Below are 13,597 nucleotides of genomic sequence, written 5' to 3'. Positions count from 1 at the left end.
ATGCATGGAAGCGGTTTTGTTTCAGCTTATGAAAAGGGAAAGATTAAGCGCTATTTATTCCTCGCCGTTTTTTTTACCATATTTGCAGCATGGCTATGGTATCTGATGTGGGCAGATGGCGTCGCAAGACGTGTTGTATTAATGAAAAGTGTTCCTGAGTGGACAACATATGTTACTGTTGCATCAATTTTGGGTCTTATCTTTTCGGGGCTGGCTGTTTATTTCAGACCAGTTGGTGAATCAGCGACCTATGTACTGAAAGCTTTTGGGTGTGGGTTTTCTGTTGGTTTTATTTGCATTCTGAATTGTTACAGTGTCTATGTTTATATCGCGCCTGGTAAGATTATTCAGTACGAGTCTGAATATGAGGTTACGTTTCCAGGTCCGGCAGTTGGTAAATATAGCCATTGTGAGGCTGGCTTGTGGATTGAAGATGCTCATACGAAAAGATGGCTTCAACTTTGTAAAAATCGTACAAATTTATACAATGACAGGAAGCAAGGTATGACTAAAGTGTGGGTGACTGCTCATACTAATAAATTAGGGTCTTATATTATAAATTATCAATTTACTTATGATTAGTTTTTAATAAAATTTATACATATTAATTATTTTTTATAATTCCGGGTGGCCGGAGGGATAGTTGAAATTTTTGAGGGGAAATCCAGGTGCAGGAATGAATGTAATCAATTAAATATAATTTTTACTTATCTATAACCTGGCACTAGACCTCCGCTGACCTTAATTAACACATGACCCTAACATGCAGCCAGACACCATTGTCCCTTTTAATGGTTCTGGCTCTGGACACCCTCACGCCGCAGGCGGCGTCGTCATTGCAAAGCTCTCGCGCTGGAACAGCGTTTCCGCCAGTTTCACCAGCGCCGGACGTTCAACACACCAGTTGGGCACCACGCGGCGGAAATTGAGGTAGCCGATCATGCAGCCGGTAGCGATATCCGCCAGATTGAGCTGGCCGTTATTGAGCCATTTTCCCTCTGCCACCTTCGCCTCCAGCATGTCCAGACTGCGCTGAATCTTTTCCCGATGACGCAGCAGCACCTCTTCTGACTGACGATCGCCCGGACGCAACTGCTCGCGGACGATTACCAGCGCGGCATCGCAGATGCCATCCGCCAGCTTCTCCATCTGGCGGATGTTAAGTGACGCCAGCGGATCGGCTGGCAGCAGGTGCGGTTCCGCGCCGCGCTGCTCCAGAAATTCCGCGATGATGCCGGAATCGAACCAGATTTGCTTATCATCAGCGACCAGCGCCGGGACTTTGCCCAGCGGATTGTAGTGCGGCACATGGCTGTCATCGCTGTAAGGCGATGCGTTAACGAATTCAAACGTAATGCCTTTTTCCAGCATGATGACTGAAATCTTTCGCACAAACGGACTGGTATAGCTGCCAATAAGTTTCATCGGGTTCTCCGGAGTCAGTGACTATTCGCCAGGAAACATAAAAGGATTGAGACTGCTGCGCGCGAAGCCTTCCTGCTCCATTCTGGCATCCAGTATCAGCGACGCCAGGTCATCCGCCACCGGTTCAATGGCCGGATCTTTCTCCTGATAGAGCATCTTCAGATAGGTGCCACAGTCGCCGCAGCTCTCGGCCTTCACGGCCGCCTGTTCGCTTTCGAGCGACCAGTAGTGCAGATCCCGGGACTGTTCGCACTGGGTGCATTTGCTGCGTACCACATGCCACTCACTCTCGCACAGATTGCAGTGCAGATAGCGCGCGCCTTCGTGGCTGCCCATGTGCACCACGCTGGCGACCGGCATACTGGCGCAGACCGGGCAGAACTGGCGCTGCTCGCCCATCTCCGCCCGCGCTTTGCCGGGGATCAGCGCGGCCATCTGCGCCCAGTAGAGCGAGAGGGCTGCCCAGATAAAGGGCGCTTTATCGCTGCTGACCTGCGCATACTCGCCGGTAAACAGGGCGCTGGCCAGCGTCTCCAGCTCCGTGGCAGAGGCCTTTTCCAGATTCTCCAGCACCGCCAGCGCCTGGCCGCTCATCTCCGGCTTCAGCTCGGCAATCAGCGAATGCAGCAGCCGCTGCCAGTGCGGATCACGCGGCAGGGTGTGAATATTGAGCGGCGGCTTGCCCTCGCGGGCGCTCTGCGTCAGCCGGGCATGAAGATCCATGTGCAGCGGATGGTCATACAGCACAATCTCCTGCGCTTCCGCGATCGTCGCCGCGAAGCGCAGATAGTCGCCGAGTGGATTTTTCGCCGCCAGGTCGCGCAATCGCGCGGCACGGCGGCTGTATAAATTTTTCAGCCGGGGAAAAAGTAACGGCGGAATCATCTCCGCCGTTGTTTTTTCGCCTTTCTCCAGCTGGTCCTGCGGGATTATGCGAATACTCATCAGGGGCGTTTTTCCTGTTTTATTGGCCGGTTACGCTGCTCACGGTACCACCGGGGATGATGCTGTCTGGCCCATTCGGCGCTGACCCAGCCTTCCACCATCGCGGTCAGGGTCCCTTTGACCCACAATGCAGCATAAATGTGCACCATAATGACGATGATCAGCGCCACCGCAGAGACCGAATGCACAATCAGCGCCAGACGAATCAGGGGAATGGCAAAGGCATCCGCAAAGTAAGGCCGCCAGATCACAATACCGCTTACAAGCAGCAACACTAAGCTGATGATAGCAGCCCAGAACACACACTTCTGACCAAAGTTATATTTACCGGTATCGCCCACCTCTTCATTCAGCGCAATCCGATGAATGTTTCTGGCCCAGTAAAGGTCATCGCGGGTGATCAGATTATGTTTCCAGTAACGCAAAAACATCAGCATAAACGCCGCAAACATCACTACGCCGGTGAAAGGATGCAGGATACGCGCCAGTTGTGGCGTGCCGAATATCTGCATCAGCCAGTTAAAAGAGGGGAAGAAAAACCCTAACCCGCTTAACGCGGCCATGACAAAGCAAATCGCGACAATCCAGTGATTGATGCGCTCGGGTGCGCGGTAACGCACCAGATGATCGGGCTTTTTCATTATTGATGCTCCTCAGGCTGATCGCTGTTGTCGTCATGCTCCGTGACGCGATTCGGGCCCACGCCAACATAGTGGAAAATTGATGCGGCAAACGTCGCGGCAAAACCCACTGCCGCCAGCGGTTTCCAGATCCCTTTCCAGAAGGTCACGGTCGGGCTGATGCCCGGATTCGCCGGCAGCCCGTGATAGAGCTGAGGCCTGTCAGCGTGATGCAGCACATACATGACGTGGGTGCCGCCCACGCCTTCCGGGTTATAGAGACCGGCATTTTTAAATCCGCGTGACTTCAGCTCCGTGATGCGCGCTTCCGCCAGCGTCAGCATGTCGCTTTTGCTGCCGAAATGAATGGCTCCGGTCGGACAGGTTTTCACGCAGGCGGGCTCCTGGCCGACGCTGACGCGATCCACGCACAGGGTGCACTTATAGGCGCGGTTATCCTCTTTGTTGAGCCGTGGCACGTTGAACGGACAGCCCGCGATGCAGTAGCCGCAGCCGATGCACTGCTCAGACTGGAAGTCGACGATGCCGTTGGCGTACTGGATGATGGCGCCTGCCGACGGGCAGGCTTTCAGGCAGCCGGGATCGGCGCAGTGCATGCAGCCCTCTTTGCGGATCAGCCAGGCCAGCCGGCCATCCTCCTCAACTTCCGAGAAGCGCATCACCGTCCAGGATTTGGCGCTGAGGTCGACAGGATTGTCATAGACCCCGATGTTATGCCCGACCTCATCGCGGATGTCGTTCCACTCCGAGCAGGCCACCTGGCAGCCTTTGCAGCCGATACAGGTGGTGACGTCGATCAGTTTTGCCACCTGACGCTGGTGATCGCGCGCCTGCGGCGGTGGGGTAAAGCCATTGGTCGCCGAGCGACGGATAATATCTTGTGATTGATAAGCCATTGTCATCCACCGTTACGCTTTTTCGACTTTTACTAAGAATCCCTTGTACTCCGGGGTCTGCGAGTTGGCATCGCCGACCGACGGCGTCAGCGTATTGGCCAGGAAGCCCTTCCGCGTGGTGCCTTCAAAGCCCCAGTGACAGGGAATGCCCACGGTGTCGACCGGTCTGCCATCAATCGTCAGACGCTGCAGACGACGGGTGACCACCGCTTTAGCGTTGATATAGCCACGCTGCGACGTGACTTTGACGCTGTCACCGGCGCGGATCCCTTTCTCCTCGGCCAGTTCGGTGCCGATCTCAACAAACTGCTCCGGCTGCGCAATCGCATTCAGCAGGGCATGTTTGGTCCAGTGACGGAACAGTTCGGTGATGGAGTAGGTGGTGGCGACACAGGGGTAGTCAGCGGCCTTGCCCAGCCGGGCGGCGTCGCTGCTGAACAGCCGGACGACCGGACTGTGGCGCTGCTGCGGATGCAGAGGGTTATCGGCGAGCGGGCTTTCCATCGGCTCATAATGTTCCGGGAACGGGCCGTCGGCCATTTTATCGAGCGCAAACAGATGACCCAGGCCATCGGGCTGCATAATAAAGGGACCGGCCTGCTTCTGTGGCGACAGGGTGACCGGATAATCTGGCACGTCGATACCCTGCCAGCGCGCGCCATCCCACTCGATCAGGCGACGGGCGGGATCCCAGGCTTTGCCCTGCGCATCCGCAGAGGCGCGGTTGTAGAGAATGCGGCGGTTAGCAGGCCAGGCCCAGGCCCAGCCGGAGACCGCACCCAGCCCCGACGGATCGGCGTTGTCGCGCCGTGCCATCTGATTGCCCTCCTGCGTCCAGCTGCCACTGTAAATCCAGCAGGCGCTGGCGGTGGTGCCGTCGTTACGCAGTTCAGCGAACCCGTTGAGCTGCTGGCCTTTTTTCAGCAGCAGCTTGCCGCTGGCGTCATAAATATCGGTCAGCGCCTGGCCGTTGCTCTCCTGCGCGACCTCTTCCGGCTCAGGATTGTAGGGATCGCGGTAATCCCAGCGCATTGCCATCAGCGGTTCCGGCGCGGCGCCGCCCTCCAGACGATAGAGCGCGCGCAGCCGCATAAAGAGGTTGCCGAGAATTTTACCGTCGTGCAGCGCCTCCGCCGGTGGCTCGGCGGCCGCCCAGTGCCACTGCAGCCAGCGCGATGAGTTCGCCACCGATCCCGACTCTTCCGCGAAGCAGGAGGAGGGCAGGCGGAACACTTCGGTCTGAATGGTCGACGGGTCGACATCGTTAAACGCGTCGTGATGCTGCCAGAAGCTGGCCGTCTCCGTGCGCAGCGGATCGATCACCACCATATATTTCAGGCGAGAAAGTGCGCGGACCGCTTTGTTTTTATCCGGGAAGGCCGCCAGCATGTTGAAGCCCTGAATCAGACAGCCGTTCAGCGCCCCCTGCTCCATCATCTCCGCCTGCGCCATGCAGTCGTAGCTTTTATCCCACTTCGGCAGCCAGTCGTAGCCCCACTGATTCTCTGCCGTGGCCTTATCGCCATAGAAGCTCTTCATCAGGCTGACGAAGAATTTATCGGTGTTCTGCCAGTAGTTGACCTGTTCCGGCAGGGCCGCAGCCGGTGTGGCCTGCTGCAGGTAGGTCGTCAGGGTGGTCATCTTCTCGGAGGGCAGTGGCAGATAACCCGGCAGACTCTGCGTCAGCAGACCGAGATCGGTAAAGCCCTGCACGTTGGAGTGCCCGCGCAGTGCATTGATCCCGCCGCCTGGCATCCCGATGTTGCCCAGCAGCAGCTGGATCATTGCCGCCGTGCGGATAATCTGTGAGCCATTAGTATGATGGGTCCAGCCCAGCGCATAAAGAATCGTCGCAGTGCGATTAGGAACGGAGGTGGAGGCAAGCTGTTCACACACCGTCATAAAGGCATCCTGCGAGGTCCCGCACAGGCGCGTCACCATGTCCGGGGTGTAACGGCTGGCATGGGCTTTCAGCAGGTTCAGGACGCAGCGCGGATGCGTGAGGCTCTCATCGCGGCGGGCAAAGCCCTTTTCATCCAGCTCATAGTGCCAGCTCTGGCGGTCGTACTGACGGGACGCGGCATCGTAGCCGCTGAACAGGCCGTCGCTGAAGCTGAAGTCCTCTTTGACAATCAGGGCGGCATTGGTAAAGGCGCGCACATACTCCTGCTGGATCTGATTGTGCTGCAGGAGATAGTTGACGATGCCCATCAGGAAAACCACGTCGCTGCCCGCCCGCAGTGGCGCATAGTGATCGGCTACCGCCGCTGAACGGTTAAAGCGCGGATCGACCACGATAACCTGGGCGTTGTTATGGATTTTCGCTTCGATGACCCACTTAAACCCCACCGGATGTGCTTCGGCGGGGTTGCCGCCCATAATCATCACTACGTTGGCATTTTTAATGTCATTCCAGTTGTTGGTCATCGCTCCGCGACCAAAGCTCGGCGCGAGTGCGGCGACAGTCGGGCCGTGACAGAGGCGCGCCTGATTTTCCAGCGCCAGAATCCCCAGCGCCCGGGCAAATTTCTGATCGAGCAGGCCGGTTTCATTGCTGGCGGCGGAAGAGCAGAGCATAGAGGTGGTCGGCCAGCGGTTGACCGTCACGCCCGCCGCATTGGTGGTCTGGAAATGGGCATCGCGGTCCTGCTTCATCAGCCGGGCGATGCGATCAAAGGCTTCTTCCCAGCTGATGCGCTGCCATTTATCGGAACCGGGCGCACGATATTCCGGATATTTCAGTCGCTGCTCGCTGTGAATAAAGTCGAGCACGCCCGCCCCTTTCGGGCAGAGCGATCCCCGGCTGACCGGATGATCAGGATCGCCTTCGATGTGATAAATCGAGGCGCTGGCATTCTTCGCCCCATCGCCCAGGCTGTAAATCAGCATGCCGCAGCCGACCGAGCAGTAGGTACAGTTATTGCGGGTTTCTCTGGCGCGGATGAGTTTGAATTCTCTGACGCTGGCTAAGGCTGTGGTGGGGGCAAAACCGAGTAGCGCAGCACTGGTTCCCGCCAGGCCGCCTGCACAGATTTTAAAAAAACTCCGTCTGTTTATTTGCATTTTCGTTCTTCTGTATCGGCTCCATTGCGAAGCCCTGCAAAATAACAGTCTTATCTGCGTCTAAGTTGACCAGGGTCAACAGGTTAGTCATTAGTAATTCATTTCCTACATTTTGTTAAAAACCCTCGACAGTGAAGGGAAGTTGCAAGCAGATTTTCAGCGGCCGCCACGGATTACTGTTGTTATATGCTTACTGATGTTATGCCTGAAAAATGACCCTTCTCATTTTCTGCACCAGCGGGCGCGCCAGCCCGCTGCGACGGTAAAACCGCATGAATTGCCCCGCGGTTTATTTGCGCAACCCGGGGCTTAGAGGCAGAATCAGGACGCGGCGGAATACGACGCTGAATTTCATCATTTATTAACAACAGGTCATATTTTTTGAAAGCTATCCAGCCTGACTCAGGCGAAGATTTAACAACTCAGGCCGGTGTCAGCATGACGCAGGTGTGGCAGCGTGACGATCTGACGGCCGCCCGTTCAGACTGGCTGGCGGACGAAGTGCCGGTGGCGCTGGTCTATAACGGCATCTCTCACGTCGTGATGATGACCACGCCAAAAGATCTGGAGGCGTTTGCGCTGGGCTTTTCGCTCTCGGAGGGCATTATCGATGCGCCCGGCGACATTTTTGGTATGGATATCGTGCCGGGCTGCGACGGTATAGAGGTGCAGATTGAGCTTTCCAGCCGCCGTTTTATGGCCCTCAAAGCGCAGCGCCGCGCCCTGGCAGGGCGGACGGGCTGTGGCGTCTGTGGCGTTGAACAGCTGGAACAGATCGGCAAGCCGCTCTCGCCGCTGCCCTTTACCCAGACTTTTGCGCTGGACAGGCTGGATCGGGCGCTGGGAGAGCTGAAAGCGTATCAGCCGGTCGGCCAGCTTACCGGCTGTACCCATGCGGCCGCATGGATCCAGCCCGACGGTCAGCTGGCCGGGGGCTGCGAAGATGTGGGGCGCCATGTGGCGCTGGACAAGCTGCTGGGCTATCGCAGCCAGGCCGACTGGGGGCCGGGCGCGGTTCTGGTCTCCAGCCGCGCCAGCTATGAAATGGTGCAGAAGTCCGCCATGTGCGGCGTGGAAATCCTGTTTGCCGTCTCGGCGGCGACCCGCCTGGCGGTGGAGGTCGCTGAGCGCTGCAACCTGACGCTGGCCGGCTTCAGCAAACCGGGCCGGGCCACCATCTACAGCCACCCTCAGCGGCTGCGTTAAACCACCATCACCTCCGGCAGTTGCTGCTGCAACGCCGCAAGGGCGGCACCGTCGCCGCCGCCACCGTCGGTAATCAGCAGAGAGATCGCCTGCGGTGGCGCATAGACCGTGCGGCTGACCACGCCCAGCTTGCTGTGATCGGCCAGCAGATAGCAGGATGCAGACTGCTGCACCATCGCACGCGCAATCGCCGCTTCGTGCGGATGAAAGCTGGTGGCCCCGCTATCCGCCTCCACGCCCACCGGCGACAGCAGCGCAATATCGGCACGGTAGCGCATAATTTCGCCGACGGTGATTTCGCCGCGCGTCTGCTGTGCGCCCGCAGACATGCTCCCGCCCAGCAAAATAATCTGATTGTTCAGCGTCTGATTTTCCTCTCCGGCGCTCAGGGCCAGCGCCGCCTGCAGGCTGTTGGTGAGGATCGTCAGGCCGGAAAGGGCATGCAGCTCCTCTGCCAGAAACGTAGTGGTGCTGCCCGCGTCCAGGAACAGCGTCTGTCCGGGCTGCAGCAGCTGCGCAGCTGCGCGGGCGATAGCGCGCTTCTCACGGGTCTGCTGGCTGCGGCGCTCAGTCAGTGGCGGTTCGGCTGGGGTTTCCAGCGCCACCAGCCCGCCATGCACCCGGCGCGCCAGCCCCAGCGATTCCAGCTCAATCATGTCCCGGCGCGCGGTTTCGCGTGACACCTCCAGCTCCCTGATAATGCGTTCGGTACTCACCTGGTTAAGCCGGGTCAGTAAGGCACGGATACGGTGAAGACGCATTTCCTGCAGCATAGCGGTTTCCTTATAAAGCGCGAAGAGCACGGATAATACGCCAGTCGGGCGCTGGCGTCCGTCTGAATCGGGGGCCAGCTTAGCGCGACTCCTTGCCGCCGTCATGTGTATTTTATTGCATTTGTGTATTTTGTTGCATTTTTAGCGCAGGCAGGCATGATAAGGGCATCCGCTCTTCCCCTTTATCCCTGAAACCGGAGTCAATTATGGCCACGCGTTCCACCATTATGGATACCAACAGTTTTCGTGCCGAACATGCCGCTGCGCTGGACAGCGAGACGCGCAAGCTGACCGATAAACGCAGCAAGGTGCTTGGTGAATCCTATCGCCTGTTCTATCGCAAGCCGGTTCATCTGGTGCGGGGAGAGGGGCAGTATCTGTGGGATGCGGCAGGCGATAAATATCTCGACGTCTACAACAATGTGGCCAGCATTGGTCACTGTCATCCGGCCGTGACTGACGCGGTGACGCAGCAGATGAAAAGGCTGAACACCCACACCCGTTATCTGCATGAAAATATTCTCGACTACAGCGAAGCACTGCTGGCGACGACACCTGCGGCGATCGATCGCGCCATGTATATGTGTACCGGCTCGGAAGCCAACGATCTGGCGATCCGCGTAGCGCGCGCCTTCAGCGGCGGCACCGGGATTATCGTCACCAAAGAGGCCTATCACGGCACCAGCGAGCTGACCTCCGGGGCCTCTCCGGCGCTGGGTAGCGGGCAACCGCTGGCGCCGACCACCCGGCTGGTGATGCCGCCGGATGCTTATCGCGTGGATGCCCCGGATCTGGGCGACTGGTTCGCCAGCCAGATTCAGCAGCAGATTGATGATATGGCCGCGCACGGCATTAAGTTTGCCGGATTCCTGGCGGATTCGATCTTCTCGTCGGACGGCGTCCTGCCCGACCCGCGCGGCTTCCTGAAAAAAGCCGTCGAGGTGGTGCATGCCAACGGCGGTATCTTTATTGCCGATGAAGTTCAGCCAGGCTTTGGCCGCACCGGCGACGCGTTCTGGGGCTTTGGCCGTCACGATGTGGTGCCCGATCTGATCACCACCGGCAAGCCGATGGGCAACGGCATCCCGGTCTCCGGACTGCTGGCAAAAAGCGAGGTGCTGGCCGCCTTCAGCGACTCGATTCCTTACTTCAATACCTTTGGCGGCAACCCGGTCGCGATGGCGGCGGCGCAGGCGGTGCTGAAAGTGATCACCGAAGAGGGATTACAGGAACACAGCCGCGTGGTCGGTGCGAAGCTGCTGGCTGAGCTGCGTACGCTGATGGATCGCTTTGAGTGCGTGGGGGATGTGCGCGGTGCCGGGCTGTTTATCGGCTTTGAACTGGTCACCGATCGTCACAGCAAAACGCCGGATAAGACGCTGGCGCTGGATCTGATTGAGAAGCTGCGTGAACATCGCGTGCTGACCTCGGTCGCCGGCCCCTATGGGAATGTACTGAAACTGCGCCCGCCTCTGGCTTTCCAGGAAAGCGACATCGACTGGCTGGTGGGGGCGCTCGACAGCGCACTGCGCGAGCTGGGTCGCTAAGGCAAAGGGCAGGGCAGGCGCGGCATCCGGGCAGATGGCGCGCCTGCATAACCGTCGGCGCGATCCGATCTCTGTAAGCAGAGCGTGCAGCTGCCCGCTGTAAAAACAACGGGTTGCTTTTGCCGGGTTTCGCAAATCCTTATGGTTATTAGGGCATTGATTACCCTTTTACGCTACATGAATTTAACTATAATGATTCGACTGCTTACGCGGCACGTCCCGAATCTGTCGTGCTGCTCATATTAAATGGAGAGGAAGAACATGAGTTATTCACTGCCATCCCTGCCTTACGCATACGACGCACTGGAACCGCATTTCGACAAGCAGACGATGGAAATCCATCACACTAAACATCACCAGACCTATGTGAACAACGCCAACGCGGCGCTGGAAGGCACTGAATTTGCCGATCTGCCGGTCGACGAGCTGATCACCAAACTGGATCAGCTGCCAGCAGACAAAAAAGGTCCGCTGCGCAACAACGCAGGCGGTCACGCGAACCACAGCCTGTTCTGGAAAGGCCTGAAAACCGGCACCACCCTGCAGGGCGACCTGAAAGCGGCTATCGAGAAAGATTTCGGCAGCGTGGAAAAATTCCAGGAAGAGTTCGAGAAAGCCGCAGCGACCCGTTTCGGTTCAGGCTGGGCGTGGCTGGTTAAGAAAGGCGACAAGCTGGCCGTGGTCTCAACCGCAAACCAGGATAACCCGCTGATGGGTGAAGCGGTTGCCGGCGTATCTGGCTTCCCGATCATCGGTCTGGATGTGTGGGAACACGCTTACTACCTGAAGTATCAGAACAAGCGTCCTGACTACATCAAAGCGTTCTGGAACGTGGTTAACTGGGACGAAGCGGCAGCCCGCTTCGCTGCAGCGCAGTAAGTTAATCCGGCGTTAACCGCTCAACCGGTGAAATCTATTTCGCCGGTTTTTTTTTGCTTTATATTGCGCATTCTCAGATGGAACCAGAAATCGTCATAAATCAGTTTTAATGTTATTCCGCATTAACCTGCCGTTGATATTGGCTATGTTATTTTCAGTGACAATCCTGCTTAACCCACTGTGTGTCGCTGACTATGTCCATTATAACTACTCACGAAACTACGACAGATTCCTCTGCTTCGCTTTTTTTTCAGTTAATTAGTGGTAAATATGTTCCGGATAAACTCTGGATAAGTAAACGGTTCCGGATGAAATTTGTCTTAAGGACCTTAATATCACCACTGACGACGCTGCATTATCTGGATGCCCTGTCGCGTCTGCCGCAATTGCCTCTGCTGATGAGCACCCAGGGTCTGCTGCCCGCCAAGCTGCACCGGCCTTATCTGCGTTCAGGACTGAGTATTGCTGCGCGTGCGCAGGCGATTCTCGATCATTATACCCTGATGAATAACCTGGAAAATCCTGCGCTGCGTCAGCTGCTGCAGAGCGCCACCGATAATCCGCTGGCGGCGCTGACCGGTAAAAACGGCGAAGCCTTCTTACTCTCCTGCAGTTCAGGCTATTTTGACCGCGAAGGCGAAGTAACGCTGGTGTTGCGTTATAACGACGAAATTATCGCGTCGCTTTCATTTTCTATTCTTAATGAGAATAACCAGCGCACCTTATTAATTGGCGGATTACAGGGGCCGCGGAAACATATCAATAATGAGGTCATCCGTGAAGCGACAAAAGCCGCGCAGGGTCTCTTCCCGAAACGCTTGTTAATGGAAGCGGTGTTTATTGTTGCGAAACAGTGTGGCGTTGAGAAGATTCTGGCGGTGGGTGATGAGACACACGTCTTCCGCAGTCTGCGCTATCGCCACAGCAAAGGGGATAAGTTCTTTGCCAGCTACAGTGAATTCTGGCTGTCGCTGAGTGGAGAGGCACGCAGTGACGGGATGTTTACCCTGCCGCTGAGCCTGCCGCGTAAAACGCTGGAGGAGATCGCCAGCAAGAAGCGCGCAGAGTACCGCCGTCGCTATGAACTGCTGGATGCGCTGGCAGAACAGGTCTGTGCCGCCGCTGGCGAACGCAAAGCCGATGTCGATCAGGCTGCGGCCTGATCGACGCTTCAGAAGGCGGTTCTGGCGAAGCCGGTCATCACTTTCAGGCCCATTTCACGTCCCAGCGCGGTCATTGGATGCACCACTACCAGGCCGCGCACGCTTTTCTTCAGCGCACCCAGATTAGCCTGCTCTTTTTTGGTAATTTCGCGGCTGAAGCCCATTTTCTGCAGCTTCTGCGCTTCGGCACTCAGCTTTTCAACCCGCTGATTGCGCAGACGCTCGATCTCCGTGACCAGCGTTTCTTTCTCTTTCAGCAGTGCGCCCAGTTTCTCGGTGTCACCCGACTCCAGTAACTGCGGCTCTTTGCGGTTCAGTGCGTCCAGCTTATCGCTGAGAAGTTTGATTTCGTTCTTTTCTTGCTCTTTCATGACAACAACTCGTTGAGGAAAACAGGCTAAGGATACACCAAATCGGATGCAGGTTCCCGCTCAGCGTAAGACAAAAAAGGCGCCGCAGAGGGCGCCTGACGGGATTAGCTGCCGGGCTTTTTAAACGCCTGCCTGGTGCTGATGCGGGCGATCAGTTCGGTGAGTGACAGGACCATGGTGGATCGCACCATCTGCAGATAGCGCTGCTGCTGCATACTGCGCAGCTCCGCATCGTCGGTGTGAAACACCGGGGCAGGCGGCCAGGCGGTGACACAGTGCAGCTCACCAAACGGGCCGAGGATTTCATCGTCGGTGAAACGGTAGTCGGCGGTATCGTGGTTCAGCTCTTCGCGCAGCGCCAGCAGCAGTTCGCCATCTTCATATTCGTGCCGGCTGATAACGCCCAGGCCATAAATCAGTTTCAGGCGAACCGAGAGTTCGCCCAGCGGACCATCGCCCAGCAGCAGTGGCTCCACGGCATACTTCACCGCATAGTCATCTTTGCGGAACACCTGCAGCACCAGCAGATTGACTGCTTCAGCCAATAGCTCAACGGCGGCGATAAGAAAGCTTCTCACCGAACGACCGGCGTTCAGGCGCTCAAGCACCCGGTTCTCAAAAGCTTGCTTCTCTTCCATTATTGCCTGCATGGGTTCAATACCGCCGTTGGGCGCAGGCGAACTGCGCC

Annotated in this window: 13 protein-coding genes; 5 read left to right on the top strand and 8 right to left on the bottom strand. The window is 57.1% G+C overall.

What is annotated here, in order from left to right; genetic code table 11:
- Positions 1 to 582, top strand: a complete 582-nt coding sequence (locus ACNY69_RS17640; RefSeq protein ID WP_418799367.1) for a hypothetical protein — start codon at positions 1 to 3, stop codon at positions 580 to 582.
- A gap of 231 nt (positions 583 to 813) precedes the next feature.
- Here ACNY69_RS17640 and ACNY69_RS17635 read toward each other — a convergent pair whose 3' ends face one another.
- The 5 genes from ACNY69_RS17635 to fdnG are packed head-to-tail and all read right to left on the bottom strand — an operon-like array spanning position 814 to position 6,970.
- On the bottom strand, positions 814 to 1,425 hold the full coding sequence (locus ACNY69_RS17635; RefSeq protein ID WP_111141321.1) for a glutathione S-transferase: 612 nt from the start codon (positions 1,423 to 1,425) through the stop codon (positions 814 to 816).
- Positions 1,426 to 1,446: 21 nt separating this feature from the next.
- Positions 1,447 to 2,370 (bottom strand): formate dehydrogenase accessory protein FdhE, encoded by a 924-nt coding sequence (fdhE, locus tag ACNY69_RS17630; RefSeq protein ID WP_111141320.1) that lies wholly within the window; start codon positions 2,368 to 2,370, stop codon positions 1,447 to 1,449.
- Positions 2,370 to 3,011 (bottom strand): formate dehydrogenase cytochrome b556 subunit, encoded by a 642-nt coding sequence (fdoI, locus tag ACNY69_RS17625; RefSeq protein WP_111141319.1) that lies wholly within the window; start codon positions 3,009 to 3,011, stop codon positions 2,370 to 2,372. The genes fdhE and fdoI overlap by 1 nt, the downstream gene beginning before the upstream one ends.
- On the bottom strand, positions 3,011 to 3,907 hold the full coding sequence (gene fdxH, locus ACNY69_RS17620) for a formate dehydrogenase subunit beta (protein ID WP_111141318.1): 897 nt from the start codon (positions 3,905 to 3,907) through the stop codon (positions 3,011 to 3,013). Before fdxH ends, fdoI begins: the two co-directional genes overlap by 1 nt.
- Positions 3,908 to 3,919: 12 nt before the next feature.
- Entirely contained in the window at positions 3,920 to 6,970 is a 3,051-nt protein-coding gene (fdnG, locus tag ACNY69_RS17615; protein ID WP_367395962.1) for a formate dehydrogenase-N subunit alpha, read from the bottom strand.
- A gap of 438 nt (positions 6,971 to 7,408) precedes the next feature.
- Here fdnG and fdhD point away from each other — a divergent pair, with 438 nt between their 5' ends.
- Complete coding sequence (gene fdhD, locus ACNY69_RS17610) at positions 7,409 to 8,176, top strand: formate dehydrogenase accessory sulfurtransferase FdhD (RefSeq protein ID WP_233499006.1); 768 nt, start codon at positions 7,409 to 7,411, stop codon at positions 8,174 to 8,176.
- Here the strand turns inward: fdhD and ACNY69_RS17605 are convergent.
- Positions 8,173 to 8,949, bottom strand: coding sequence for a DeoR/GlpR family DNA-binding transcription regulator (locus ACNY69_RS17605; RefSeq protein WP_418799364.1), 777 nt, complete (start codon positions 8,947 to 8,949; stop codon positions 8,173 to 8,175). The two genes, fdhD and ACNY69_RS17605, sit on opposite strands and share 4 nt — an antisense overlap.
- Positions 8,950 to 9,155: 206 nt before the next feature.
- Between ACNY69_RS17605 and ACNY69_RS17600 the strand changes: the two genes are divergently transcribed.
- The 3 genes from ACNY69_RS17600 (at position 9,156) to ACNY69_RS17590 (ending at position 12,538) form a co-directional block, all read left to right on the top strand.
- Entirely contained in the window at positions 9,156 to 10,496 is a 1,341-nt protein-coding gene (locus tag ACNY69_RS17600; RefSeq protein WP_111141314.1) for an aspartate aminotransferase family protein, read from the top strand.
- 261 nt (positions 10,497 to 10,757) lie between these two features.
- Positions 10,758 to 11,375 (top strand): superoxide dismutase [Mn], encoded by a 618-nt coding sequence (gene sodA / locus ACNY69_RS17595; protein WP_111141313.1) that lies wholly within the window; start codon positions 10,758 to 10,760, stop codon positions 11,373 to 11,375.
- Positions 11,376 to 11,569: 194 nt separating this feature from the next.
- On the top strand, positions 11,570 to 12,538 hold the full coding sequence (locus tag ACNY69_RS17590; protein ID WP_111141312.1) for a VirK/YbjX family protein: 969 nt from the start codon (positions 11,570 to 11,572) through the stop codon (positions 12,536 to 12,538).
- An 8-nt stretch (positions 12,539 to 12,546) separates the two neighbouring features.
- Here the strand turns inward: ACNY69_RS17590 and ACNY69_RS17585 are convergent, their stop codons facing one another.
- Entirely contained in the window at positions 12,547 to 12,909 is a 363-nt protein-coding gene (locus ACNY69_RS17585) for a YibL family ribosome-associated protein (protein WP_111141311.1), read from the bottom strand.
- A 104-nt stretch (positions 12,910 to 13,013) separates the two neighbouring features.
- Complete coding sequence (mtlR, locus tag ACNY69_RS17580; protein ID WP_199560031.1) at positions 13,014 to 13,559, bottom strand: mannitol operon repressor MtlR; 546 nt, start codon at positions 13,557 to 13,559, stop codon at positions 13,014 to 13,016.
- Positions 13,560 to 13,597: the final 38 nt, after the last annotated feature.

Source organism: Pantoea graminicola, assembly GCF_048452665.1.
GTDB lineage: Bacteria > Pseudomonadota > Gammaproteobacteria > Enterobacterales > Enterobacteriaceae > Pantoea.
The sequence above is the reverse complement of the archived record's forward strand: the minus strand, read 5'-3'. Positions and strand labels throughout refer to the sequence as shown.

Bases quoted from the DNA above. Each gene is read 5' to 3' on its own strand.
- ACNY69_RS17605 (WP_418799364.1), bottom strand. From the start codon at position 8,949: ATGCTGCAGGAAATGCGTCTTCACCGTATCCGTGCCTTACTGACCCGG.
- ACNY69_RS17635 (WP_111141321.1), bottom strand. From the start codon at position 1,425: ATGAAACTTATTGGCAGCTATACCAGTCCGTTTGTGCGAAAGATTTCA.
- fdhD (WP_233499006.1), top strand. From the start codon at position 7,409: ATGACGCAGGTGTGGCAGCGTGACGATCTGACGGCCGCCCGTTCAGAC.
- ACNY69_RS17585 (WP_111141311.1), bottom strand. From the start codon at position 12,909: ATGAAAGAGCAAGAAAAGAACGAAATCAAACTTCTCAGCGATAAGCTG.
- sodA (WP_111141313.1), top strand. From the start codon at position 10,758: ATGAGTTATTCACTGCCATCCCTGCCTTACGCATACGACGCACTGGAA.
- fdoI (WP_111141319.1), bottom strand. From the start codon at position 3,011: ATGAAAAAGCCCGATCATCTGGTGCGTTACCGCGCACCCGAGCGCATC.
- fdnG (WP_367395962.1), bottom strand. From the start codon at position 6,970: ATGCAAATAAACAGACGGAGTTTTTTTAAAATCTGTGCAGGCGGCCTG.
- ACNY69_RS17600 (WP_111141314.1), top strand. From the start codon at position 9,156: ATGGCCACGCGTTCCACCATTATGGATACCAACAGTTTTCGTGCCGAA.
- mtlR (WP_199560031.1), bottom strand. From the start codon at position 13,559: ATGCAGGCAATAATGGAAGAGAAGCAAGCTTTTGAGAACCGGGTGCTT.
- ACNY69_RS17640 (WP_418799367.1), top strand. From the start codon at position 1: ATGCATGGAAGCGGTTTTGTTTCAGCTTATGAAAAGGGAAAGATTAAG.
- fdhE (WP_111141320.1), bottom strand. From the start codon at position 2,370: ATGAGTATTCGCATAATCCCGCAGGACCAGCTGGAGAAAGGCGAAAAA.
- ACNY69_RS17590 (WP_111141312.1), top strand. From the start codon at position 11,570: ATGTCCATTATAACTACTCACGAAACTACGACAGATTCCTCTGCTTCG.
- fdxH (WP_111141318.1), bottom strand. From the start codon at position 3,907: ATGGCTTATCAATCACAAGATATTATCCGTCGCTCGGCGACCAATGGC.